Raw genomic sequence first — 25,273 nt, forward strand, 5'->3', positions numbered from 1 at the left:
ACGCATCACCTGAGCACCTCCCCGCTGAGGTTGTACGCGAGATTGCATGCATGATCAAGACGGCAACGCGCCGCATTAACGCGCTGCTCACGCCCGCCTGCCAGGATCCTCCCGGCCGGACGGGAGGTTCCGATGCGCAGAACAGCCGAGGTGGCGGGCGCGGGGCTGGGCGGGCTCGCGGTTGCCACAGCGCTCGCCCTGCGGGGCTGGCAGGTGCGGGTACACGAGCGGGCAACCGAGTTGCGGATGTTCGGTGCGGGCATCTGGCTGTGGGAGAACGGCCTGCGCTCGTTGCGCCTGATCGGGGCGGACGAACAGGCGATCCGCGGGGCCACGCGCATCAAGGAATGGGCGGTCGTGGACCAGCACGGCCACGACATGTTCCGCCGCGGCTTCACCGACGACGACAAGATGGTCCTGCCGGTGCGCGCCGACCTCTACCAGGCGTTGATCGACGCAGCGCGGTCCGCCGGAGTCGAGATCGTCACCGAGTCCCTGGTCGCCGACGCCGAGCCGGAGGGCGTCCTCGTCCTCGCCGACGGCACCCGGCTGCCCGCCGATCTGGTCGTGGCTGCGGACGGTGCGTACTCCCGGATCCGGGAGTCGCTGCAGCTGACCGACAAGATCTCCTACCTGCGGGAGGGCTACATCCGGCTGCTGGTACCCAGGAAGCCGGGCGACGAGGCATCGGTGATCACCGAGGCCTGGCACGGCTCGCGCCGGCTCCTGTACTGCCCGTCCTCGGACGAGCAGCACTACGTCGCCTTCTCCTGCCCGGTGGACGACCGCCGGGGCCGGTCCGTGCCGGTCGACAAGGACAGCTGGGCCGAGACCTTCCCGACGTTCTCCGAGATCATCGACCGGATCGGCGAGGACGGGCGATGGGACCGCGGCATGACCGTCCGGTGCCGGGCCTGGTCGGAGGGCAAGGTTGTGCTGGTCGGCGACGCGGCCCACGCGCAGGCCCCCAACCTCGGCCAGGGCGCGAACATGACCTTCACGAACGCCGTTTCGCTGGCCGCCGCGGTGAGCGGGGATCGCGACGTGGTGCCGGCGTTGCGGGCCTGGGAGGACCGCGAGCGCGCGCTCACCGATCACGTGCAGCGGTGGAGCCACGGCTACGGGTGGATCGTCAGCATGTGGCCTGAGCACCTCTCGGACAGCCGGACGAAGTTCCTGCAGTTCGCGACGGCCATCCCGTGGGTGGACAAGCAACTGAACCGCGCGGCTCGGCACCTGCCGGTCGGGGACGCGTCGTGACCGGCGACGGAGGCGCGGCCATCACGGGCATGAGCCCGCGCAAGTCGATCCGGGACGTGCCGGGCACGCCGCCCCCGTTCCGGCCGTACTACTCCACTGCGGTGCGCGTCTCCGCCGGGGACCTGCTCTACATCTCCGGACAGGTCGCCTGGGACGACCAGGGGCGCGTGGTGGGCGTCGGGGACGGACCGGCCCAGGCCCGCCAGGCCTTCGACAACGTCGGCCGGATCCTGGCCGCGCACGGTGCGAGTTGGCAGGACCTGCTCAAGGTGACGGTGTTCGTGACCGACTTCGGCTGGTTCGACGAACTGAGCGCGCTGCGCGAGCGCCTGTTCCCGGCTCACGGTCCGGCCAGCACGATCGTTCAGGTGGCGGGGCTCGTGCAGCCGGAACTGCTGATCGAGGTCGAAGCCGTCGCGGTGGTCGGATGAGCGGCCACTGCGGGCTCTGCCCGGACGCGGACGGCGCGCTTCCGAACTGGCCGGTCCCGGCATCGACGCCGTCGGATGGGTCGCCGGCGTGCTGCGCGGTTACGAGGTCCCGGGCTGGCTGGCGCTGTTCCCGCGCCGGCACGCCGACTCCGCGAACGCCCTGTCCGACGACGAGGCGGACGGCCTGGGCCGGGCGCTGCGGCGGTCCAGCGAGGCGATCCGGCCGGAGAGACATGCTGCGTGATCCCGGGGCGGCCCACGAGGTCGCCGCCCGGGCCGGCGCGCTGCTCCTCGAACGGGGGCCATGAGCCTGCTCCCCGCGACCGCCGAACGGGACCTCGCGACTGATCCGGCACGGCCGTACCACGGCCAGGTCCCGTTCGGTGGCCGCAGATCTCAACCGGGGATACCGGCGACCGCCTCGATCTCCACCAGCATGCCGGGGACGGCGAGTGCGCTGACCTCCACCAGCGTGCTGGCCGGATAAGCCGAGCCGAAGTACTCCCGACGGATGTCGTTGACCTTCTGGCGGTCGTCGACGTCGGTCAGGTACACGGTCACCTTGAGCACGTCCGCGAAGCTCGCACCGGCGTGTTCGAGAGCCTTGGCCAGGTTGACGTGCACCTGACGCGCCTGGGCGACCACGTCACCCTCGCCGACGAGCCGATCGTTCTCGTCGAGCGGGGCGACCCCGGACACGAACAGCAGGTCCCCGAAGCGCACCGCGTCCGTGTAGTGGCTGAGCGGCGTCGGCAGCCCCGGCACCCGCATCTCCACTCGCTGCTTGGCACTCATCCTGCATTCCTCTCGTCGTCGTCGAACGTGCTGCGGACCGGCCGCGGCCGATCGCGCATGCCCTCCAGATGGGCGACGACCGCGGTGAGCGACTCGACGGTGGAGAAGTCGAGGTAGTCGTCGAGGAACGGCCACACCGTCCGGAGCCCGCCCACCTGCGGGCGGTAGCCGGTCGCGGCCGCGTGCGGGTCCAGCCAGACCAGCCGGCCCACCTGCCGGTGCAGTCGGGCTGCCTCGCGCGCCAGGAGATCGGCGTCACCGACGTCCCAGCCGTCGCTGAGCACGATCGCGGTCGTGCTCGGCGCGAGTGCACCGCGGGCCTCCAGCTCACCGGTGAACCCGTGCAGGCAGTGACCGATCCGGGTGCCGCCCGCCAGCGACACCGAGCGGTGCTCCAGCCAGGCCAGCGCGGGGCGCAGCGGCATGCGACGGAACACGTCGGTCACCAGCGTCACCTCCACATTGAAGATCGCGCACTCGACCGAGCGGACCGCCTTGGTCAGGGCCTGCACGAACGCCAGGAAGAACGGCGTGTACGGCTGCATGGACGTACTCAGGTCGCAGAGCACCACCAGGCGTGCCCGCTCCCGGCGCTTCCTGGTCCGCCGCAGGTCGGCGACCTCCCCGCCATAGCGCAAGTTGTGCCGCAGGCTGTCGCGCAGGTCGACGAGGTCACCGCGGCTGTCCGGGCGGCGCCGGCGGCTGCGGGCGGTCCCCAGCGCGCGGGCGCACCGGCGGGCCAGCTCCTCGATCCGGCGGTCCCGGTCCGGGACCGCCGCCGACACCCGCCGGCCGGTGCCGGTGCTGCTCCAGGTCGCCCGCCGGGTCCAGCCGTCCACCCGGCGCTCCCCGCTCCCTGCCGCAGTGCCGCCGGCCGCGTCCGGGCGGCCCTCACCGGCCGCCTCGTCGTCCCCGCCACCGGACTCGTCGACAAGCCCCCGTTCCTCGGGCGCCCGGACGGACCAGAAGACCCCGAACACGACGTCAACGACCGCGGCCTCCTCGACCGACGCGGCCAGGCTGCTGCGCAGCGCGACCTGCAGATCCTCCCGCCGCTCCAGGGCGACAGTGGCGGCAGCGCGGACGGCGCGCAGCACGGCCGACAGCGGCGCGGGGACGCCGACGTCGCGCAGCAACGCAGCGAACAGCGCGACGTCGTGGTCGAGGTCCCCGGTTCGTTGCCGGCGCCGATCACGCGCGGCGGCAACGAGCGGGTGCGGTGCGAGCGCGCGTGGACGGTCAGGCGTCACGGCTCACCCCAGGCCGTCCGGCAGCAGACCGAACTCCCGGTACACGTCCTCGCCGTCGCGGCCCAGGAACGCCGCGATGTCGTCCGCGTCCTTGAGCAGGCACCCGACGGTGTCCTCCACCCGCGCGCGGTCGAGGTCGGTGGCGCCGAAGAGCGTCAGGGCGCGCAGCCAGTCGAGCGTTTCGGAGACGCCGGGCGCCTTGCGGTAGTGGCCGCCACGCAGCCTCTGCACGAACAGGCAGCCGCGCTGCACCAGCCGCTCGGACGCCCGCGGAAGGCGCGTCCGCACGATCTCGATCTCGCGCTCCGGGCTGGGGAACCCGATCCAGTGGTAGAGGCAGCGCCGGCGGAGCGCGTCGGACAGCGCCCGGGTCCGGTTCGCGGTGAGCACGATCGTGGGCCGCCGGGTGGCCCGGATCGTCCCGATCTCGGGAATGGTCACCTGGAACTGCGACAGCACCTCGAGCAGCAGCGCCTCGAATTCCTCGTCGGCCCGGTCCACCTCGTCGACGAGCAGCAGCACCGGCCGCTCCGCGTCGTCACCACCCGGCCAGATCGCCTCCAGCAGCGGCCGGCGGAGCAGGAACTCCGGCGAGAAGATCCGCGACCGCAGCCCGCTGCCGGCCAGGCCCTCGGCCTCGCTGATCCGGATGTCGAGCAATTGCCGGGCGTAGTCCCACTCGTAGAGCGCGTGGTGGGCCGACAGCCCCTCGTAGCACTGCAACCGTACGAGCCGGGCCCCCTGGACCGCCGCGAGCGCCTCGGCCACGGCGGTCTTGCCGACCCCGGGCTCCCCCTCCAGGAGGACGGGGAGCTCGAGGCGCCGGGCGAGGTGCAGCACGGTGGCCAACGGCCGGTCGGCGACGTAGTGCTCCCCGGCCAGCGCCGTGGTGAGCTCCCGGACCGGATCGGCGTCGAGCTCGGCGGTGGTCACCTCAGCCATCGGCGACCGGGGCCCCGACGGGCCGCATGGTCTCCGCGGCCTCCATCGCGGCATCGACGATGTGCTGGTAGCCCGTACAGCGGCACATGTTGCCCGCGATCGCCTTGCGGACATCCTCACGCGTGGGTTCGGGATTGTCCTCGAGGTAGTCCTTGAGCACCATCAACATCCCGGGCGTGCAGAACCCGCACTGGAGTGCATGGCACTTGTGGAACGCGGCCTGCAGCGGATGCAGGTCCGCGTCCTGCGCTCCGAGCGCGTCGAGTGGCCGGTAGACGCCCGCCAGGCTCTGGGTGGTGATGTGCTCCAGCGGCGCGACCCGCTGCGGTGACAGGCCCTCCACTGTGGTCACACTGCGCCCGGCGACCTGCAGCGCCAGCACGTTGCAGGACTTGACGATGTCGCCGTCGACCTCGACCGAGCAGCACCCACAGCGCGCCTCCAGGCAACCGTTGTGTGTGCCGGTGAAACCCGCGACGTCGCGGATGAACTCCAGCAGCAAGGTGCGCTCGTCGATCTCCGCGGTGACGTCCCGGCCGTTGATGGTGATCGTGATGGTCTGCACGCTCAGCTCCCGCTCTGGTCCTTGGCCCGGTCGTGGGCCCGCGCGATCGCGCGGGCCACGAGCACTCCGACGAGTTCCCGCTGGTAACGGCGTAGCGGGGTGGTGGCGAGCTCCTCGGGGAGGACCTCGGCAGCGGCCCGCCGGCCGATCTCGGTGACCGCGGCATCGGTGAGCGGGCCGTCGGCGACCCCGGGGACGAGCACCGGAGCCGGGTGCACCGCCCCGACCACCACCCGCGCGTCCGCGACCGCCCCGTCGTCGCCGAGTCGCAGCGCACAGCACGCTGAGACCAGCGCGGCGTCGAACACCCGGTAGCGGAACTTCTCGAAGCCGACTGCGGAGAACGCGGTCCGCCGCGGGAACCGGATCGTGGTCAGGATCTCGTCGGGACGCAGAACGGTGCCCCCGGCCGAGTCGAAGAACTTCGACGCCGGAATCGTCCGCCCGCCCCCGGGCCCGACGGTGACCAGCTCGGCGCCGAGCCCGACCACCAGCGTGAGCATGTCGAAGCGCGGCTCGGCCGCGCACAGCGCCCCGCCGAGGGTGCCCATGGTGCGCACCGGCCGGTCGGCCAGGTCGCCGGCCACCGCGGCGATCTCGGCGTGCCAGCCCGCGAGATCGGTTGCCCCGGCAAGAGCGGCGTACGTCGTCGCCGCACCGACCTCGAGGGCACCGGAATCGGTGTAGCGCCAGCCCCGTAGGCCCGGCAACCCGGCGAGGGACACCAGCGCGGCAGGCCGGGCGAGGCGCTCCTTCATGGCCAGCAGCAGGGTCTGGCCACCGGCGATCACCCGGGCGTCCGGCCCGTGCTGCTCGAGCAGGCTCACCGCCTCGCTCAGCCCGCTCGGGGTGTGGAAGGTGAAGGGCTTCACAGCAGCAGGTCTCCTTCATCCGACGCGGTCGGGGCAGGCCATTCCCCGGCCGAGCGCGGGCCGGTGAACTCGGGCATGTCGTCGGGGTATCGGAAGCTCGCCATCCCCCGCCGCTCCTTCTCGCGCAGCGCGAGCAGCATCCGGTCCGGGGTGATCGGCAGCGCGGTGAAGCGGACGCCGGTCGCGTCGTACACGGCGTTGCCGATGGCCGCCGGCACCGGCCCGGTGCCGGATTCCCCCGCGCCCTTCTGCCCGCCCGGGATCGTCACTGACGGGGCCGGGATCTCGTACATCTTGGTCAGCTCGGGCAACTCGGGGGCGTAGGGCGCCTGGTAGTCCTTGAAGCTGGCGTTGAGCATGTGACCCTGCTCGTCGTAGGCGTAGTCCTCGCCCAGCGCCATCCCGATGCCCATCAGGAACCCGCCCTGGTGCTGACCCTCGACGATCAGCGGGTTGATCACCACACCGGTGTCGTGCGCCATCGCGTAGTCCACCACCGTGATGCGTCCGGTGTCGGGGTCGACCCGGACGTGCGCGGCGTGCGCAGCGCCCGAATACGTCACGCTGAGGTTGCCCGACCCGTCGGAGGCCTCCCGCTCGGTAGGCGTGTCGTAGGTGGCCACCGACTCCAACGTCGGCTCGAACCCGGGCGGCAGCTGGTGCGTGCGATACGCGGCGTACCCGGCCAGATTCTCCAGGTACAGCCCGGTGTCCGGGAGGCCGCGCACGTGCACGCGATCGTTGCCCGTCTCCAGGTCCTCCGGGTTGGCCTCGAGCACGTGTGCCGCGATGGCGACCACCTTCTCGCGCAGCCGCTCCGCAGCCTGCCGGCATGCGGTGCCGAGCACGGCAGCGGCCCGGCTGGCGAACGTGCCGAGCCCGAAGGGCGAGGTCGCGCTGTCGGGCTGGGCGAGAGCCACCTTCTCGAAACCCACACCCAGCACGTCGCTGACGATCTGCGCCAGGAACGTCGCATGGCCCTGGCCGTGCGAGACATCGCTGGAGAAGATCGTCACGGTGCCGTCGGTCTCCAGCCGCAGCCGCACCGCGGACAGGTCGGTGTCGAACGACGGGTGCCGGCAGCTCGTGTACTTCATCGAGACCGCGAGGCCGACGCCCTCGAACGGGACGGGTTCGGCCTTCTTCTGCTTCCAGCCGATCGCCTCGGCGCACTGGTGCAGGCACTCGTGGATCGAGGTGCTGTCGACCACCTGACCCATCGGGGTCCGGAACGGGAAGGTCTCCGGCCGGAGCACGTTGCGCGACCGCAGCTCCAACGGGTCCATCCCCAGCTGCTCGGCCGCGAGGTCGACCAGCTGTTCCTTGGCCCAGATGGTCTGCGGGATGCCGAAACCGCGCAGCGGGCCGCCCGGCGCGGTGTTGGTGTGCACGATGTCGGCGTCGACGTGGATGTTCGGAATCGGGTACGGCAACATGCCGACATTGGTGCCGATGTGCACGACCTGGTTGCCCCACAGCGACTGCGCGCCGCAGTTGTGCACGACGTAGTCGCGGTACCCGATGATCCGCCCGTCCTGCTTGCAGAACAGCTCGGCGTAGCGCACCTGGCCGTTGCGCGCGGTCCCCGCCCGGAAGATCTCTCCGCGGCCGAGCACCAGGTGCACCGGACGGCCGAGCTGCATGGAGAGCACCGAGGCGATCACCTCGTGGGCGAACATCTGGGCCTTCGACCCGAATCCCGCGCCGACCTCCGGGACGATCACCCGGACCCGGTTGCGCGGGATCTGCAGCGTGTCGGCCAGGATGTCGCGCACCATGAAGATCGACTGAGTCGACGAGTAGATGGTGAGCACGCCGGTGAACGAGTCATAGCTGGCCACGCAGCCGTGCGGGTCCAGCGCCGCCCCCGCCTGCCGGTTGGTGCTGAACCGCTGCCGCACCACGATGTCGGCATCGGCCTCGGCGGCCTCGATGTCCCCGACCCGCACCCGGTAGCGGTCGAAGATGTTGCCCTCGCCGAACTCGTAGTTGATCCCCTCCTGGATCAGCGGGGCGTCGGGTCGCAGCGCCTGCTCCGGGTCGACCACGACCGGCAACTCGTCGTAGTCGACCTCGATCATCTCCAGCGCGTCCAGCGCCTCATGCTTGCTGTCCGCGACGACGGCGGCGAGCTCCTGCCCCTCGTAGAGGATCTTGTCGGTGGCGAAGGGGAAGTGATCGCCGACCAGCAGATCCTGCATCATGTCGCCCCACGGCTTGATCTTGCCGAGGAGGTCCTGGCCGCACAGCGCGCCGCGCACGCCAGGCTGCTGCAGCGCCTTCGACAGATCGACCCCGTTCAGCCGGGCGTGCGCCGTCGTGCTGCGCAGGATCTTGGCGTAGAGCATGCCGGGCAGGCGGATGTCATCGATGAAGCGGGCGGTCCCGGTGAGCAGGGCCAGGTCCTCGGTCCGGGGCACCGAACGACCCACAAGCTTGTTCCCGGAACGGTGCTCCCGGGCGCCTGGACCGACGTGCTGGTCCGGCAGTGGCAACGTCTCAGTCATTCCACGCCTCTCGTCGTCGCCCCGTGGGTCCGGTGACCGACCCACAGGGAGGCAGCATCAGCAGATCGGACTCACCAGGTCAGGTACGAGATCGCCGCGAGCATCCGGCGGCGTTCGGTCTCATTGCCGCGGATCTTGATCCGGCCGGCGATCGACTCGATGGCAGCCGTGGTCTCGTCGTAATAGATCCGCTGCATCGTGTCCGAGAGCATCGTGGCGAGGATCCGCGGCCGCTCGGGGAGCCCTTCCTTCACGTGCAGCACCCGGCCCTCGTCGATCATCACCGTGAAGTCTTCCTTCACGTCCGGCATGCGGACGACCAGTGGCCAGTCCCGCCACTTCTTGACCGCGGCGACGGTGTCCTTGTTCGGGTTCCACTTGTGCATGTAGTACATCTCGAGGATGTCCCGGAGATACTCCTTGGTGACCACCTCCGGCCGTGGGATGTACTCGTAGCGCTGTCCGCCGGCCGCCTTCGCTTCCTGTGACATTCAGACCCCTACCCTGCTGTGGAATCGATGTGAGTGCACTCTGCCCGGCTCCCTCGCGGCCGCCAAGTGTTACGGCGCGCCGACGGGGACGTGGCGGGCCGCCTTGTTCAGTTGCTTGGCCACCCACGGCACCCGCGTGGCGAACTCGAGCACCTGGCTGCGCCGTGCGGCGAAGCGGTCGGGCCAGGCGCTGGCCACCCGCCCATAGAGGTCGGTCCACCGCTGGACGTGGTCGGTCAGCGGGCGTTCGGCCCGCTCCCAGCCCCGCAACGCCGTCGGCACGTCGTGGTGTCGATCCAGGTATGCGGCGAGCGACAACGCGTTCTGGAAGGTGAGGTTGGCACCTTGGCCCAGGTTCGGCGGCTGGGCGTGCGCGGCGTCCCCCACCACCGCGGCGCTGCCCCGCGACCAGGCGCGGCAGGTCACCCGCATGGCCCGGTCCCACCGGCCGACCTCGTCGATCCGCTCGAGGATTCCGCCCAGATGTGGAAAGGATTCAAGCCAGCTCTCCTTGTCCACCGGCACCCGCCGGCCCGCCTCGTCGTCGACGTTGCAGCACAGGCAGACGTAGTTGACCTCGTCGGTGCACGGGTCGTAGAGCAGCCGCCGCGACCCGCTCCAGTACTCGGTGATCTCGGTGGCCGGGTCCCCGTCCCGGCGGGGGATGAGCAACCGGGTGTAACCCTCGTCGAGGTAGTCCACCCGCTGCGTGAGCAGCATCGACTCCCGGACCCGGGAGAACACGCCATCGGCGGCGACCACCAGGTCGGCCTTCCAGACCTTGCCGTCCTCGTCCTCGAGCTCGCCGCGGGGGTGGCCGCCGACGATGACCGAGGAGGCGACGACGTCGACATCCAGTTCGGTGGCCCGGGCGATCAGGGCGTCGTACAGGTCCGCGCGTGGCGGCAGCAGCATCCGGTCGGCCGCGCCGAACACCCGGTGCATGAGCGCTTTGCCCTCCTGGTCGCGGGCGACGAGGGTCTCGATCCGCTTGGCCCTGCGGGTGGCCACCTCCTCGACGCCCAGGGCGGCGAGCGAGCGCAGCCCGTTCTCCCACAACCAGATCCCGGCGCCGAACATCCGCAGCTCAGCGGACCGCTCGTGGATGCGCACCCGCCATCCGCGCTGAGCGAGTGCGATCCCGACGGCCAGACCTCCCAGCCCCGCCCCGGCGATCTCCGCATGCCTCGCCTTGCTCACTGCGACGTCCTTTCCCTGGGTCCCTCAGGTGGTGCCGCGGTCGCGGCGGGGAGCCGGCTGCCGGGAGAGGGGCGTCCCGTCAGCCGGCGTTCGCACCGGCGACCTACAGGCGGGTGGCGTCCGTGCGCTGGCGCAGCACCTGCGCCCGGTAGAAGCCACCGCGCCTGGTGCGGGGCACGACGAACTTGTCGTACAGCGCGACCACGGCGACCAGGACGAGCCAGCCCGCTGCGGCCTTCCAGTCCAGGCTGAAGATGCCGAACGCGATGAGCCCGGTGTAGATCAACAGGAAGATCGCGATCGGCACCCCGTAGCGCACCCGTAGCGGCCGGTCGAGGTCCTTGCGGGCCCGCATGCGCAGGAAGAACAGCGCCATGAGGAAGTACAGCGTGACCGACCAGGTGGACAGGGCGTGGGAGACGAAGGCCCAGTTCTGCCAGTAGACCCCGATCAGGGCGAACACGGCCAGAACGAGGATCGCCACCCATGGCACCGAGCGCGTGGAGTAGCGGCCCAGGGCCCGCGGCAGCGCCCCCTGCTGGGCGTAGAGCGCGACGATCTTGCCCATGGCCATGAAGAACACGCTCAGCGTCGTGTAGGTGGCGATGAGCATCGTGATCAACGCGAGGTAGAGCCAGGGGCTCTCGGTGTGCTCGCCGAGAATCGACTGAATCGAACCGACCGTCGGCACGGGCATCAGGACCAGCGCGCTCAGCGGTGCGGCGGACAGGATGGCGAGGGCCAGGGGAAGCTGGCGCGCCCACAGCTGCCAGGCTGCCGAGAGCAGGCCCACATCCCGGGACTGGGTGAAGTTCCGCCACTCGTCGACCAGCACCTGCTGGACTTCCATGATCCCGGCCATGATCCCGAGCCACAGCCCGGCGACGATGAAGACCGTGAGCCAGTTCGTCGGCGTCGGCGACTCCCAGTTGGCCGACCAGAAGCTGTTCCTGGCGACCAGGGTCCAGAGGCCGACCGCGAGCAGGATGTCGCCGACGAGGGTGACGACGACCAGCGCGGCCTGCACCTTGCCGGTGATCTGGTGCCCGAGCAGGTTCAACCCCACCACCGGGACGATGACGACGTAGGGCCAGATGCCCCCCGGCACGCTCGGGAACAGCAACTCGAACAGGCCCTGGGCGACCAGCAGCTCCAGCCACATGAACGCGCCGTACACCGGGGCGTAGAGGATGAAGTAGGACGTGCCGAGGGAGAACAGCCCGGCTTCCCGGCCGTAGGACTGGATCGACCCCGGCTCGGGAACGGCCGTGATCATCTCACGGTACAGCCACCACGTCCCGTTGATGACCAGCGCGCCCGCGACGAAGCCGATGATGGTCCACTTGATGCCGTAGGAGCTGGCGATGTAGACGATCCAGGCCCAGCCCGCGGTGAACAGCATCTCGCCGGTGCCCATTGCGGACACGTCGAACCACGACAGGGGCTTCTCGTCGACGAGATCGAGATCGAGATCGTCGTCGAAGCTGTCTTCGGGGACTTCCTTGCTCGTTGTCATGTGATCACCCCGGTGGAGAGGAACGGATCGGAGGTGGACTGCCAACTGCTGAGCCCGACGACGGGTGACGCCGTCAGTCCGTCCGTGCGGAGGCCTCCCGATGCTGGAGGTCCGCCACGAGATCCCTCGCGTCGCTCGCGTCGAGCTCCGGGAGGTCCCCGTTGCCGGGCGCACCCGACCCGCCGTGCACCAGGTCATAGGTGAGGTCGGTGACCGAGTACGCCTGGCCCCGCTCGTGCGGCCAGTGCCGTGCGAGCGCAGCCTCGTCGAACACCACGACGCGGCCGTCCTGGATCACGGTCTCAATGCGTCGCTTGTCCTGCAGGACCCTGATGTCCTTCACCGGGTCGCCGTCGACCACGATGATGTCGGCGATCATCCCCGGTGCGATCACGCCGATCTCGCCGTCGAGGCCGAGCATGAGGGCCCCGTGCTGGGTGCCCGCCTGGATCGCCTCCAGCGCCGACAGACCCGCGTAGTCCATGAGGAGTTCGAGCTCGCGGGCGTGCCACTCGCCGTAAGGGGCGACGGAGAAGCCGGTGTCGGTCCCCAGCACCATGCGCACGCCCGCTTCGTGCGCGCGGTGCAGGCTGTCGCCGGTCTTGTCGAGCATGCGCTTCATGCCGTCACGCAGCGGGGCCGGCGCTCCGACCCGGGCGCCGTAGTCGGCAACGTTGGCCAGCAGCAGCAGTGTCGGCACCAGCGGTCTGCCGGATCGGGCGAGCCGCTCGATCGTCTCGTCACTCATCACGTTGCCGTGCATGATCCAGTCGATGCCCGCCCGGACGGCGGCGTCGACCTCGGCGGAGCCTCGGGCATGGATCGTGACCTTCTTGCCGAGTTGGTGGGCGAGGTCCGCCACGATCTTCATCTCGTCGTCGGTGAAGGCCTGGTAGTCGCCGTAGGGGCTGTCCGCAAGCTTGATGAGGTCGACGCCGTTCTTCACCTGGCGCCGCACCTCGTCCTTCATCCCGTCGACGGTGTTGGCGAGAATGCCGATGGATCCCTCGGGCACGCCGACCGAATCCGGATACCAGTCGGTAAGGCTGTTGCTGGTGCTGATGTAGCGGCCGGCGGAGGTCATCCGGGGGCCTTGCACGATCCGGTCCTTGATCGCCTCCCGCAGCCCCACGCCGATGAAGTAGCTGCCACCGGGCTGGGAGATCCCGGTGACGCCGGCGCGCAGCACCTTCTGCGCGTGGAACGCCGCCTTGAGCGTGCGCAGCTCCGGGCTGGTGTAGAGGTCGATCTCCTCCTCGGTGCGGCTCTCGCCGTAGGTCATGTGGCAGTGGGCGTCGATGAGCCCGGGCATCACGGTCTTGCCGGTCGCATCGATCCGGGTGAGCGGCTCGCCCCGGGGGACCGCGTCGGCGGTCGCCTCCGGACCGACCCGGACGATGCGGTTGCCCTCGACCAGGACGGACGTCGAGGCCGACGCCGGTGAGCCCGCACCGTCGACGACGGTGCCGTTCTCGATGAGCAACCACGATGACGGCATGGCGTGCGTCCTCCCGTTCCGCTCGCGCTGGGCACTGGGCGTGCTGCGCGGTGGGTGTCGCTGTGCCGGCGAATGGTGGACGTGCGGCGTGAATCACAGCGAAACCGCCGGTTGTCGGCCCCGGGGATGACCCGGCCGGGTCAACGGTGGGGCCGTCGATCAACGGCGGAGGTCCTGCAGGAGCTGCACGGTCGTCGGAGCGGGTTGCGTCCCGAGCTCGGAGAGGGCGCGCTCGCAGGCCCGGTACGCAGCGATGACACGGTCCTGGTTCCCCGAAGCATCGGCGATCCGCATCTCCAGTCGCCAGGCCGCCTCGCGGAACGGGTCGGCCCGCAGCACGTCCCGGACCAGGCGCGCCGCCTGCCGGAAGTGCCCGGTGGCGAAGGCGATCTCGGCCGCGTCGTACCGGGCCTCCTGCACCATCGAGGAGAGATGACGGCGCCGCTCCTCCGCCCACCGGGACTGCACACCGGGGAGGTACTCGCCCCGGTCGGCGATCTCGAGGGCTCGCAGGAGCATCTGCAGCCGGTCGTGTCCGCGCATGCTCGCCGCCTGCCGCAGCAGGGCGGACAGCCGCTCCGATTCCGTCGTGACGCGGACGCCGGGGCCCAGACCCACCCTGCCGGCCACGCCGCCGGCGTGCAACACCTCCGGCACCGCCCGCCGCAACCGCAGCATCGCCTGACGTAGGTAGGAACCGGCGGCGTCGTCGCTGCGTCCTTCGAACAACACCTCGAGCAGCTCCTGGCGGGCCACCTCGTCACGTCCGCTGTTGGCGAGAAACGCCAGCAGCTCGTAGCTCTTCTTCAGCCGCAGCGCGGCGTCCTCTCCGTTGACCAGCACCGCGGTGCGTCCGAACTCGGTGACGTGCACCGTCGCGGCCAGGACGTCACCGAGCTCGACGCCGAGCACCATGAGCGCGCGACCGAGCTCGTGCCAGGGCGAGTCGGCGTGGGGCTCGCTGTCCAGCCGCCGGGACAGGACGGCCGGGAATTCCGCCAGCGCCTGCAGCAAGGAATGGTTGGAGCCTTGCTGCTCGGCGGCCCACAGCGCGAGATTGGCGGCGTCGTCGGCGGCCTGCTCCTCCCCCAGCCGCCACCGCGCCTCGGCGAGATACACCGCCGCCGCGCTCAGCCACAGGATGCGCTCGCCGGCCCGCATGCTCGCGACCGCCGCGGCCAAGCAGTCACGGGCGCGCAGATCCTCTCCGTCCATGAGCAGGGCGCAACCGAGCAATGTGTTCGTGTGCTCACGAATGTTCGCGTACTCGAGGCCGACGGGGTGGCTCGCCACCTCTTCCAGGACCCGCCGCGCGGCCGCGGCGTCGGTATCGAAACGCAGCAGTAGTTCGGCTTCGGTCAGCAGACTGAGCATCCGGAACAACTCCGAACCGCTGGCGACGATGCGCTCGCGTCCGGCGCCGAGCAGCCGCCAGGCGGTGTCCCGCTCACCGAGCTCCGCCATCAGTTTCGGCCCGATCACCGCCGAGAGCCAGACACCTTGCTCGTGGGTGCCCTCCAGACCCTGGTAGAGCTCGAAGCCCTGCTCGGTGTGCCCGGTGGCGAGCAAGGCCCCGGCCCGCCACGGATCACCGGCCTTCGCCGCCCACGGCGACGAGGGCGGGTCCGCGAGCAGGCTCAGCCGTCCGAGGTCGTAGTGGGTCCGCATGACCAGTGCATCGAACGGGCCTCCGGTCAGCGAGCCGGCGGCCGGGCCGAGTGGAGGCGGGACGTCCTCGACGACCCGCATTGCGTAGTGCATGGCGTCCAGCTCATCGCCCGGCCGCCCGCTGTTCAGGACCGCGCGGATGTCCGCGACCCGCCCGGTGTGCAGGTAGCACCACGCCATCAAGCCGGCCGCCCGTCCGGAGATCCCCGCGAGCTCATCGCGCCGACCGGCCGCGGCAAGCTCATCGGCCAGGTTCGCGCCGCGTCCGTAGTCCTCGCGCGCCACCGCCAGCATCAACTCGGCGATGACCAGGGTGAGGCGGTCGGCGCTGCGCGCCGATGCGAGTCGCTGTAGCCACCGCTCGGCCAGCGCGAAGTCGGTCCGCTCGATGATGCCGACGATGATGCGCTCGACGACCTCCAGTGCGGCGTCCAGCGCTCCGGCACCGAAGAACTCCTCCACCGCCTCCTCGTCGTGCTGCAGCTCGACCAGCAGCCGGGCGTAGGCGAGGTGTAGCGCGCGCACGTCGGCATCGCTGCGGCGATTCAGCAGTTCGAGCAGGTATTCCCGGAATCGGGGATGGCAGCGCATCGCTCTGCCGTCGCGGTCCCATGCCACGGGGAGCCGGCGGGCCCGCAGGCAGTGCAGGCGGGTCGCCGCGTCGGGCAGCCCGAGGCTCTCCGCGGCAGCCGGGGTCACCTCTTTGAGCAATGCGGTGGAGATGAGGAACTCGCGCTCGGCGGGGTCGAGCTGGCCGAGGATCTGGGTGGACAGGTAGCCGTGCAACGGGTCGGCCTCCCCGCCGATCCCGATCACATGATCGGCGGAGCGCCACGCCTCGAAGAGGACGCCGGTGACCCAGCCACCGGTCTCCACGATCGCCTCGGCCGGGTCGACGTCAGGCCGTCCGGACAGCGCCAGCGCATCGGCCGCCTCTTGGACGGTGAAGGCGAGGTCCTCCTCGCCCACTGCGGCGACGTAGGTGAGGAAGGACGCGCCCCCCGCGGCGTCGAATGGCAGGACGGAGCGGCTGATGATGACCAGCCGCGCGGTCGGTGGCAGGTACCGGGCGAAGGACGCCACCACGGCGAGCGCGTCGGGTTGGTCGGCGATGCGCTCCGCGTCGTCGAGCACTATGAGCAGGTTGCTGTCGCCCACCGCCTCCGCGAGCAGGCCGGCCACCTCGGCGTGTGGCAGCTGCGCGGCGAGAGCCGCACTGGCCATTCCCTCCACGCCGCTGACCTGGCGGGCGATCGCGGCCTCCAGGTAGGTGAGGAGGCGACCGGTGACCGCGTCGGTGGCATCGACACCCAGCCACGACAGTGGACGGCGCAACTGGTGGGCCGCCTGTAGCACCGCGGTCGTCTTGCCGGCACCTGCCGAAGCAAGGACACACACGACCCGATGCTGCTCGATCAACCGGCTCAGCAGCGATTCGATGCGCGGTCGCCGCACCACGGTGCCACCGACCGGCGGAGGGGAGATCTTGAGCTGGATGACCCGCATCAGGTCACGTCCCCCAGCTCCCCCGGGGCCGGAGCAGATCCCGCATGCAACGGGGACGTCACCCGGGCGCGTCGTCCCCCGACGCACCGCCGGACGGCCCCGGTGGGCTCGTCGATCGCCGCGCCCGGCAACTCAGGCCTGCCGCTGGAGCACGCTGTCCCGCTGATCCGCCGAGGGGTGGCAGCAGTGGCGGAATGCCGCCGGTCCCCGATGCGTCGGCGATCAACGGCAGATTGCATGCAACTTAGGGTACAAGGCGGACGCAAGACCCCCGGTTAACGGCGCGCTCACGTGCTCCTGGCAGCGTGCGCGTTTCCCGTGGTTCAGCTGCGTAGAGCCAGCCGGACGCGGCTGCCGCTCGACTGATGAGGGAGCCCGAATGCCCACGATCCGCGCCGGGGACGTCGATGTGTACTACGAGGAGTGCGGGGCCGGCGACCCCATCATCTGGATCCCCGGAACAGGGCTCGCCGGATCGATGTGGCGGACGCATCAGGTCGCCCACTTCAGCGGGCATTACCGGTGTATCACTGTTGATCTGCGCGGCAGCGGTCAGACCACCGGCGGCGCCCTACCTCCCACCGTCGCGGATCTGGCCACCGACGTGGCAGGACTGATGGAGGCCCTGCACCTCGCGCCGGCCCATGTCGTGGGGCTCAGCCTCGGCTCGGCAGTCGCCCAGGAACTGGCGCTGCGCCATGCCGACCGGGTCCGGAGCCTCGTGCTGGCTGCCACGTGGTCGTCCACCCGGATCGAGAAGCACATGCAGCGACACTTCGAGTCGCGGCTCTACGCGCTGGAGAACGGCCCCGTCGACGTCTACGCGCAGTTCGCGTTCTGGATGTCCAGCCCCAGCGTGATCGACGAGGAGCCGGAGTTGCAGGCGGCGGTGGAACTGGAACTCACCGCTCACATGTCGCGGCGGATGGACGGCACCGCTGCTCACTTTCGTGCCGACCTCGTGCACGACACCGCCGATCGCCTGTCCCAGATCTCGTGCCCGACGCTGGTCGTCTACGGAGAAGAGGACCGGATCACATTGCCCCGCTACAACGAGCGCGTCGCGGCATCCATCCCCGGGTCGACGATGCGTGCCGTTCCACGGGCAGGTCATCTGGTCTGGCTGGAGCGACCCGAACTACTCAACAAGCACATCAGCGAGTTTCTCGGGACACAAGCGACACGGTGACAGGCCGACTGCTCGCGGCGAAGAGCAGACGACTCGGGCACCCTGGTGGCGCGTCAGACATCCTGCCCAACTTGATCGCCAGGACGGCCGGGCGTCAGGATCACGACCGTATACGGCGTGAAACCCTCTCCTTCGGCGCCCATCTCCGCGCTTTTGGCCGTACCGGATCCGCCTCCCGGAGAGGAGGTCTGCGACGCTGGCCTGATACCACCGGTACGCGACTGCGACTCGGGCGAAGGGCCGCGGCCCCTGCTGCTGAGCCTTCGATGTCACGCACGATCACCCGCGACCGGTGCGGCTGATTCTCCCGGCCCTACACCGCACCGGGGCCCGCCGCCGAGCGGCCCGCGGCCCTCCACGCCACGTCCTCGGTGATCGACAGCCCCGCAGCCGTCTTCGCCACCGGGTCGATCACTCGGATCGCCCGACGGGTGGCCATCGCGTGCCACCGGGTGTCGGCGCGGCAGTGCCAGGGAACGCGGTGCCGGTCGCGACGCGTCGCCAGCGCGCGGGAGATGAGCACCCGTGAGTGCGAGAGATGCGGACCGGTGAGACACGATGATCATTGCGAGCGACGCGCGGCGTCCCGGCCGGGGCCGCCCGCGTCCAGCCCCGCGCACGGCGGCCATGACGTCCGGGATCTACTCGTTGTCGACGCCGACCGCCGGCCCCGGCGACACGAGGCGGGCAGGTCGCCGACGCCCGCGGGGACGCCACGGCACATACCCTCGGCCACACCGGAAGCAAGGATATACATCGGCGTACTACGGTGTACATTGGAACGACCTCCAAGAATGCGACTCGACGGAGCAACACATGGCCCAGCTTCCGGTTTCGCCTTCTCGACCCTCCCCACGGAGGCCGGGCGCGTCGCGCAAGGTGTCGGCGTACGAGCGGCTCAAACAGGCCATCATGTCGGGCGAGCTCTCGCCGGGCGAACCTCTGATCGAGCTCGCGCTCGCCGAGTGGTGCAACGTCAGCCGGACCCCGATTCGCGAGGCGCTGACCCGGCTCGAGCAAGACGGTCTCGTGCAGCGCAACGAGCGTGGCCTTCTCGTCCGGGAGAGCAGCCCGGAAGAGATCCTCGACATCTACGACACCCGGATCGCCCTGGAGAGCAAGGCGGCCGCCGTCGCCGCCGAGCGGCGGACGTCGATCGATCTCGTCGCAATGCGGCGCGCCGCTGAGCATGCGCAACGCGCTGACGCCACCGATCCGCAGACGCTGGCCGAGACCAACCGCGAGTTCCACCGCACCGTCTGGCGGGCCAGCCGCAACGAGTCGCTGATCGACCTGCTCGAGCGGCTCAATCTGCATCTCGGTCGCTACCCTGCGACCACTCTCGCCTATCCCGGTCGGCACGACGCATCCCACGTCGAGCACCAGGACCTCGTCGAGGCCATTGCGGCACGGGATCCTGAGACCGCCTCAGCGGTCGCCACCCGGCACTTCACGGCCGCACGCGACATCCGCCTTCGGCTGTGGGAGTCCGAGTAACCGACCGGTCCGGACACCGCAAGGTCCGGACCGGCTGCACCGTGCGGTGTCGCCGGCCCGGACCGGGTTGACGGGTCAGCCCTGGCGCAGGATTGTGGTCGGATCCGGCAGGGTCTCCGGCTTCAGCAGGCCGTAGCGGACCGTGGCGTCGTACAGGCTCCGCAGCGACTGCTCGCTGGGCATTCCGGCCGGCCACTTCCCGAGCGCGATCTGCTTGGCGAGCGCCGGGTCGAGGTTGAGGAAGCCGGGGATGAACGCCCGCACCTCGTCGGTGTGCTCGGCCGCGTAGGCGCGGGACCGCTCCAGTGCGCGGGTGAAGCGCTGCACCGTGTCCGGGTTCGCCTTGATGAACCGGTCGGACGCGAACCACGAGGAGATGTGGACGTCGGGCTGCACGACCCGGTACGGGTGGGCGATGATCCGCGCTCCGGCCTGTACCGCCCTGGTCAGATGCGGCTCCGCGATGTGGGCCGCCTGCATCCGGCCCTGGGCCAGCGCCGCGGGCATGTCCGGGAACGGGATCTCGATGAACTTCACCGTCGACAGGTCCACACCTGCCTTCTCGAGGGTCACGCGGTCGGCGACCTCGACGATGTTGTTGAGCGTGTTCACCGCGACGGTCGCCCCACGCAAGTCCGCGAGCGACTTCACGGGGCTGCTGGCCGGCACCACGATCGCCTCGTCGATCGGCTCAGGATCCACCCCTGCACTGCTCGCGGCCGCGATGATGCTGACCGGCAGGCCCTTCGACCGAGCGAGCAGCAGCGACACGTTGTTGGAGAACGCGAAGTCGTACTGGCCGCTGATGACCGCCGGCAGCAGCGCTGCGCCGCCCTGGCCCACGTGAGTGGTGACGTCCAGGCCCTCTTCTTTGAAGAAGCCCTTCTGCACACCCAACGCGAGGGGCGCGTTGGTGACGATGGGCAGGATCCCGACGTCGACGTGGGTCAGGCCACCGGGTCCGGCTGCCTGCGCATCACCGCCCGACCCACAGGCCGTGACGGCTCCGAGGACGAGGGTCGCGAGTCCACTGTAGATACGGGCCCTGGATCGGCGCCGTCGTGGGGTGGCTGTCGTGAGGTCGGGCATGGCTGTGCCTTTCTGCGGGGAACGGAACGAGCGGTCGCGTCGGGGCGCGGACCGGTGCGCATCAGCGGTCGCCGAGGATCTGCCGGTACACGTGCGCGCGGAGCGCGGCGAACTCGGGCAGCGCCTTCGTGGCGGTCTGATCACGCGGAGCCGGCAACGGCACGTCAAGCACCTCGGCAACCGAGCACGGGGGCCGACTGAGGACCACGATCCGGTCGGCGAGATACACGGCCTCGTCGATGTCGTGGGTCACGAACAGGACGGTGACGCCGAACTCGTGGCGCACCCGCAGGACGAGGTCCTCCAGCTCGATGCGGGTCTGCGCATCCAGCGACGCGAACGGCTCGTCCATGAGCAGGATCTCGGGACGGTAGGCCATCGCCCGGGCGATCGCGACGCGCTGCTGCATGCCGCCCGACAGCTGCCAGGGATAACGGTCGCCGAACGCGGTCAGCCCCACCGCGGCGAGCGCGTCGTTCACCGCTCGGGTGCGCTCGGCCCGCGAGCGGATCTTCTTCTTCAGCGGGAGCTCGACGTTGCGCTGCACCGTCATCCACGGCAGCAACGAGCGGTTGTACTCCTGGAAGACCAGGCCCATCTCCTGCGGTGGCCGATCGATGGCGGTGCCGTGCAGCCTGACGAACCCGGAGGTCGGCGGCATCAGACCGGAGAGGCAGCGCAGCAACGTCGTCTTGCCGCACCCTGAAGGACCGACGATACAGACGAACTCGCCTGCACCGACCTCGAAGCTGATGTCCGCGATCGCCAGGTGGGCGGTGGGCCCGGTGCCGTAGGCCTTGCGGAGGTTCTCGACCTCGACGAGCACTGTGCACATCTCCTATTGATGGGAGGGTCAGGAACCGAGCACGCTCGCCCGGAAGCCGCGGTGCCAGGCCAGGACGCGCTTCTCGACAACGACGAGGGCGGTGTTGATGAGGTAGCCGAGGACGCCGAGCAGGACGATTCCGGCCCACATGTCGGTGGTGGCGAACAGTCGCTGTGACTGCAGGATCGAGTAGCCGATCCCGTTGGTGCTGGCCACCATCTCGCTCACCACCATGAGGATCAGCGCGAGCGAGAGGCTGGCCCGCAGGCCGGCGAAGATCTGCGGGCTCGCCGAGGGCAGCACCACGCGCCACAACCGCTCGACGCGGCCGAACCCGAACATCTGTGCCACGTCGAGCTGCAGCGGCTCGACGGACCGGACGCCGTCGACGGTGTTGAGGATGACCGGGAACGAGCAACCCAGGGCGATGACGAACACCTTCAGCGTCGTGTCGTTGGTGAACACCACGAGCGCGAACGGGATCAGCAGCACCGCCGGCAGGGCCCGCAGGAACTCCACCGTGGGCCCGAGCAGTGTGCGTGCCATGGGCGAGAGCCCGAGCGCGGTACCGACGACCACGCCCGCGACCGCGGCGATCCCGTAGCCGGCGAGCATCCGTCCGAGGCTGGGGAGGGCGTCGGTCACGAAGCCCGACCCCAGCCAGATCTGCCCGAACCGCTGCAGGATGTCGGCCAGCGGCGGGTAGTACAGCGAGGTCGAACCGGCCGACACCACGAACCAGCCGGCCACGACCGCGAGCGGCGTCAGCACTTCCAACGCCAGCAGGGTGACGCGACGGTTCACGACTGCACCACCCGGTGGCTCTGGTGCCAGTGCAGCAGCGTGCGCTCGACCGCTGACAACGCGGCGCTCAGCAGCAGGCTGACCAGCCCGGTCACGACGATCAGGGCGTACATCAGGTCGCTCGCCCCGGCGCTCTGCGCGACGAGGATGGAGCGGCCCAAGCCAGGCGCCCCCGCGACGAGTTCGCCCGTGACGGCCAGGACGATCGCGAGCGCAGAGGCCAGCCGCAGGCCGGTGACCACGTAGGGCGCGGCACTGGGCAGCGTGATGTGGAAGAAGATCTCCCGCCGGTTGAGCCCGAACGAGCGGGCAGAGTCGCGCGCCACCGGGTCGACGTCCTGCACTCCGTAGACGGACTGCACGAGAATCGGCCAGAACGTCGCGAACACGATCAGGAAGACCTTCATGTCCAGCGTGATTCCGAAGACCAGGATGGCGAGCGGGATCAGGGCCACGGACGGGATCGGTCGGAAGAACTCGATCAGCACACGTGTCGCGCGGTGCAGCGCGGGAGTGGTCCCGATCAGCAACCCGAGCGGCACGGCGACCACAGTCGACAACGACAGCCCGATGACCCAGCCGGCCAACGTCGCCCCGAGATCCGACCAGAACGCACCGTCGCCGAACAGCCCCACCAGGGTCGGGAGGACCACCGAAGCCGGCGGGATGTACTCGGCAGGCAGGATGCCGAGCCGGGGGAGCAACTCCCACAGCGCCACCGCCGCGACCACGCCCGTCCAGGTGGACGCGCGGCCGCGCCACAGCGCGCCCGTGCGGCGCGGCGTCGGTGGACGCGCCTGGCCCCCGGCAGTGGATAACGCGCCTGCCACCGGGTGAGCCGACTCCTCGGTCGGCATCTCGGCTGCCTGAACCACGCCAGAACTCCTTGCCAGTCGCCAGTCGGTGCTGGGGCCGTCGGTCGTAGCTGCTCTGAACACCGCGTGCGGTGGCTCGCGGAGCAGGGCACCGGGATCGCACGGATCGCCGCCCGAATATGACCGGAACAGCGCCACGTACTGATCGGGACGTCCCGGCTGTGGGACGTCCCGATCAACTACGAGAGAGCATGTATACCGTTGGACACCGTGTCAAGGGCGCAACCACGACAGGCGGTGCACAGCGCATCGAACGGGCTGACACCCATTCATGCCCGGACACGTTTCCGGATTGTTTCCGATCCGTTACCCCCGAAAGAAGGTCCAGCTCATGCTGTCAGCCGTGATCAGGGTGTGGCCACCCTCCCGTCCTCACACAGGCGCGGAACCGCAGATAGATGGCCAGCATCACATGTTCGGCGCGAAGCATCGAACATCTCGTTCGCCCAAGCCGGACTACCGCCTCCCCTGCCGGAGCTCGCCGACGGCGTCGAGGAGACGCCGAGGCGAATCTCCGGTGAATGGGCAGCAGAAAAAGCGCGTGAGACCTTTTCCTGAAGACAGCAAAAGAACTTCAGACATGCTGCTCCGCGACTCCTCCATCAAGATCGCGGACGAGCCCGGGCCCCTGCCCTCGCAGAGCGACACTCCTTTCGCCACGGAGACACTTCCGGGTAGGTATACAACAGAATACGGCTAGACGCCAGAGTGTTCGACGTCTGCGCCGACACCTCCACAGGCGAAGGCGCTGAGGTATGGACACTCGCGAATACGGCTGTATACAGTCGGTCCCGAAATAGCCGAGCGTGAGCCACAGGAGGCCTGTGATGGCAGAAGACCCGGCCCCGTCCCCCGACGGGCTGGCCGAGCGGCCGTTCGACGTGCTCGTCGTGGGGGGCGGCAACGCGGGTTTCAGCGCGGCCCACGCCGCCGCCGAGCGGGGGCGTCGCGTCCTGCTCGTCGAGAAGGGACAGCCGGACGAGGCGGGTGGCAACAGCTACTACACGGCGGGGGCGTTCCGCATCGCGCACTCCGGCCTGGCCGAGATCAGCGACCTGCTGGACCCCGACGAGCGACTCGACGCCACGGTCCTGCCGCCCTATGAGGCCGAGGCCTACCTCGCCGACATGAAGAAGGTCACTTCAGGGCGGGCCGACCCGGTTCTGAGCGAGGCCCTCGTCCACGACAGCCAGGACGTGCTGCGCTGGCTGCACGGCCTCGGACTGCGATTCCGCCTGATGTTCGAGCGGCAGTCCTACCCCGACTCGGCGGGTCGGCACGTGTTCTGGGGCGGACTGGCGGTAGGCAGCACCGACGGCGGCCAAGGCCTGATGGAACAGCACATCGCGGCGGCCCAGAAGAGCGGCATCGAAGTGCGCTACGGACTGCGCGGCACCGAGCTAGTGGTCGACGACGGCGCCGTGTGCGGAGTCGTCTGCACGGATGCGAACGGTGCGACGGTCGCCCTGCACGCGGAGTCGGTCGTCCTGGCCGCCGGTGGCTTCGAGGCCGACCCCGAGCTGCGCCGCAGGCACCTGGGTGCAGGCTGGGAACGGGCCAAGGTCCGCGGTACGCCGCTGAACACCGGGGACATGCTGCGCGCCGCGCTGAACGCCGGTGTCGCACCGGCAGGCGACTGGGCCTCCTGCCACAGCGTGGCCTGGGACGCCCGAGCCGAGAACAACGAGAGCAACCGCGAGCTCACCAACAGGTTGACCCGGCAGAGCTACCCGTTGGGCATCGTGGTCAACAATCGCGGCCTGCGGTTCCTCGACGAGGGCGCCGATTTCCGCAACTACACCTACGCCAAGTACGGCCGGGAGATCCTCGCCCAGCCCGACGGGATCGCCTTCCAGGTCTTCGACGCCATCACCCGCCCGATGCTGCGCACCGAGGAGTACGACAGCCCGGGCGCCTCGGTCGTGGTGGCCGACTCGCTCGAGGAGTTGGCCCGCGGGATGGGTGTCGACGCCGAAGCATTCCGACGCACGGTCGAGGAATTCAATGCCTCCATTGACCGCGACGTGCCCCTCGACCCGTCTGTGAAGGACGGCCGCGCGGCCCGGGTGGATCCGCCCAAGAGCAACTGGGCGATCCCGGTCGAGCAGGCGCCCTACTACGCCTTCCCCGTCACCTGCGGTATCACCTTCACCTTCGGTGGGCTGCACGCCGACGAGCACGGGCGCGCCCTCGACAGCTCGGGCAAGCCGGTGCCCGGACTGTTCGCGTGCGGGGAGATGCTCGGTGGCCTGTTCAGCGGTAACTACCCCGGTGGCACCGGCCTGACCGCGGGCGCCGTGTTCGGGCGCCGCGCCGGCAGCCTGGCCTGAGCCGGGAGCCGGAGCGGCCCCGGGTGCCGCCCCGGCCTTCTCACCCGGTCTGGCGATCCACGGCGTGCGCAGCGGAAGCACGCCGAACAGCACGTCCCGCTGTATCGACCGCACCGCTGCGACGCCGAGGCGCTCGAGCCCGGCCCACTGACAGGAGCGACC

General features: G+C 70.1%; 22 protein-coding genes. 6 read left to right on the forward strand and 16 right to left on the reverse strand.

Translation table 11 applies throughout. The features are described from left to right. Window positions 1-132: 132 nt before the first annotated feature. The 3 genes from HF526_RS05655 (at window position 133) to HF526_RS05665 (ending at window position 1,935) form a co-directional block, all read left to right on the forward strand. On the forward strand, window positions 133-1,260 hold the full coding sequence (locus tag HF526_RS05655) for an FAD-dependent oxidoreductase (RefSeq protein ID WP_169380194.1): 1,128 nt from the start codon (window positions 133-135) through the stop codon (window positions 1,258-1,260). Then, on the forward strand, window positions 1,257-1,691 hold the full coding sequence (locus HF526_RS05660; RefSeq protein WP_169380195.1) for a Rid family hydrolase: 435 nt from the start codon (window positions 1,257-1,259) through the stop codon (window positions 1,689-1,691). Before HF526_RS05655 ends, HF526_RS05660 begins: the two co-directional genes overlap by 4 nt. An 88-nt stretch (window positions 1,692-1,779) precedes the next feature. Further along, on the forward strand, window positions 1,780-1,935 hold the full coding sequence (locus tag HF526_RS05665) for a hypothetical protein (protein ID WP_169380196.1): 156 nt from the start codon (window positions 1,780-1,782) through the stop codon (window positions 1,933-1,935). A gap of 152 nt (window positions 1,936-2,087) precedes the next feature. On the opposite strand, the gene HF526_RS05670 is transcribed toward HF526_RS05665, so the two are convergent. From HF526_RS05670 to HF526_RS05720, 11 genes are all read right to left on the reverse strand, one after another. Then, entirely contained in the window at window positions 2,088-2,486 is a 399-nt protein-coding gene (locus tag HF526_RS05670) for a RidA family protein (protein ID WP_169380197.1), read from the reverse strand. Continuing rightward, a complete protein-coding gene (locus HF526_RS05675) occupies window positions 2,483-3,736 on the reverse strand; it encodes a VWA domain-containing protein (RefSeq protein WP_169380198.1) in 1,254 nt (417 codons plus the stop codon). The genes HF526_RS05670 and HF526_RS05675 overlap by 4 nt, the downstream gene beginning before the upstream one ends. A 3-nt stretch (window positions 3,737-3,739) precedes the next feature. After that, window positions 3,740-4,678 (reverse strand): AAA family ATPase, encoded by a 939-nt coding sequence (locus HF526_RS05680; RefSeq protein ID WP_169380199.1) that lies wholly within the window; start codon window positions 4,676-4,678, stop codon window positions 3,740-3,742. Next, a complete protein-coding gene (locus tag HF526_RS05685; protein WP_169380200.1) occupies window positions 4,671-5,243 on the reverse strand; it encodes a 2Fe-2S iron-sulfur cluster-binding protein in 573 nt (190 codons plus the stop codon). Before HF526_RS05685 ends, HF526_RS05680 begins: the two co-directional genes overlap by 8 nt. Window positions 5,244-5,245: 2 nt before the next feature. Then, entirely contained in the window at window positions 5,246-6,115 is an 870-nt protein-coding gene (locus HF526_RS36805; RefSeq protein WP_169380201.1) for an FAD binding domain-containing protein, read from the reverse strand. Then, a complete protein-coding gene (locus HF526_RS05695) occupies window positions 6,112-8,535 on the reverse strand; it encodes a xanthine dehydrogenase family protein molybdopterin-binding subunit (RefSeq protein ID WP_338051317.1) in 2,424 nt (807 codons plus the stop codon). Before HF526_RS05695 ends, HF526_RS36805 begins: the two co-directional genes overlap by 4 nt. 158 nt (window positions 8,536-8,693) lie before the next feature. After that, window positions 8,694-9,113 (reverse strand): hypothetical protein, encoded by a 420-nt coding sequence (locus HF526_RS05700; protein WP_169380203.1) that lies wholly within the window; start codon window positions 9,111-9,113, stop codon window positions 8,694-8,696. 69 nt (window positions 9,114-9,182) lie between these two features. After that, complete coding sequence (locus HF526_RS05705) at window positions 9,183-10,313, reverse strand: FAD-dependent monooxygenase (protein WP_169380204.1); 1,131 nt, start codon at window positions 10,311-10,313, stop codon at window positions 9,183-9,185. A gap of 103 nt (window positions 10,314-10,416) precedes the next feature. Next, the gene (locus HF526_RS05710; RefSeq protein ID WP_169380205.1) at window positions 10,417-11,829 is read right to left on the reverse strand and encodes an APC family permease; all 1,413 of its coding nucleotides are present in this window, start codon (window positions 11,827-11,829) and stop codon (window positions 10,417-10,419) included. Window positions 11,830-11,902: 73 nt separating this feature from the next. Continuing rightward, a complete protein-coding gene (locus HF526_RS05715; RefSeq protein WP_169380206.1) occupies window positions 11,903-13,327 on the reverse strand; it encodes a metal-dependent hydrolase family protein in 1,425 nt (474 codons plus the stop codon). A 159-nt stretch (window positions 13,328-13,486) separates the two neighbouring features. Beyond that, complete coding sequence (locus tag HF526_RS05720; RefSeq protein ID WP_169380207.1) at window positions 13,487-16,501, reverse strand: AfsR/SARP family transcriptional regulator; 3,015 nt, start codon at window positions 16,499-16,501, stop codon at window positions 13,487-13,489. Between the two features lie 409 nt (window positions 16,502-16,910). On the opposite strand from HF526_RS05720, the gene HF526_RS05725 reads away from it, so the two are divergent. Next, window positions 16,911-17,690, forward strand: a complete 780-nt coding sequence (locus HF526_RS05725) for an alpha/beta fold hydrolase (RefSeq protein WP_169380208.1) — start codon at window positions 16,911-16,913, stop codon at window positions 17,688-17,690. A gap of 313 nt (window positions 17,691-18,003) precedes the next feature. Here the strand turns inward: HF526_RS05725 and HF526_RS36200 are convergent, their stop codons facing one another. Then, on the reverse strand, window positions 18,004-18,129 hold the full coding sequence (locus HF526_RS36200; protein ID WP_275403897.1) for a hypothetical protein: 126 nt from the start codon (window positions 18,127-18,129) through the stop codon (window positions 18,004-18,006). Between the two features lie 377 nt (window positions 18,130-18,506). Here HF526_RS36200 and HF526_RS05730 point away from each other — a divergent pair, with 377 nt between their 5' ends. Next, window positions 18,507-19,187 carry a GntR family transcriptional regulator gene (locus HF526_RS05730; protein ID WP_169380209.1) on the forward strand — a complete coding sequence of 227 codons (681 nt, stop codon included), beginning with the start codon at window positions 18,507-18,509 and terminating at the stop codon, window positions 19,185-19,187. Window positions 19,188-19,262: 75 nt separating this feature from the next. On the opposite strand, the gene HF526_RS05735 is transcribed toward HF526_RS05730, so the two are convergent. The 4 genes from HF526_RS05735 to HF526_RS05750 form a co-directional block, all read right to left on the reverse strand. Continuing rightward, window positions 19,263-20,276, reverse strand: a complete 1,014-nt coding sequence (locus tag HF526_RS05735) for an ABC transporter substrate-binding protein (protein ID WP_169380210.1) — start codon at window positions 20,274-20,276, stop codon at window positions 19,263-19,265. 61 nt (window positions 20,277-20,337) lie between these two features. Next, window positions 20,338-21,111: an ABC transporter ATP-binding protein gene (locus HF526_RS05740; protein WP_169380211.1), complete on the reverse strand. Its 774-nt coding sequence runs from the start codon at window positions 21,109-21,111 to the stop codon at window positions 20,338-20,340. Between the two features lie 18 nt (window positions 21,112-21,129). Then, the gene (locus HF526_RS05745; RefSeq protein WP_169380212.1) at window positions 21,130-21,906 is read right to left on the reverse strand and encodes an ABC transporter permease subunit; all 777 of its coding nucleotides are present in this window, start codon (window positions 21,904-21,906) and stop codon (window positions 21,130-21,132) included. Then, the gene (locus tag HF526_RS05750) at window positions 21,903-22,781 is read right to left on the reverse strand and encodes an ABC transporter permease (RefSeq protein ID WP_338051318.1); all 879 of its coding nucleotides are present in this window, start codon (window positions 22,779-22,781) and stop codon (window positions 21,903-21,905) included. The genes HF526_RS05745 and HF526_RS05750 overlap by 4 nt, the downstream gene beginning before the upstream one ends. A gap of 827 nt (window positions 22,782-23,608) precedes the next feature. Between HF526_RS05750 and tcuA the strand changes: the two genes are divergently transcribed. After that, a complete protein-coding gene (gene tcuA, locus HF526_RS05755; RefSeq protein WP_169380213.1) occupies window positions 23,609-25,111 on the forward strand; it encodes an FAD-dependent tricarballylate dehydrogenase TcuA in 1,503 nt (500 codons plus the stop codon). Window positions 25,112-25,273 lie beyond the last annotated feature (162 nt).

The sequence above is a fragment of the Pseudonocardia acidicola genome (assembly GCF_012911935.1).
GTDB classification, from domain to species: domain Bacteria; phylum Actinomycetota; class Actinomycetes; order Mycobacteriales; family Pseudonocardiaceae; genus Pseudonocardia; species Pseudonocardia acidicola.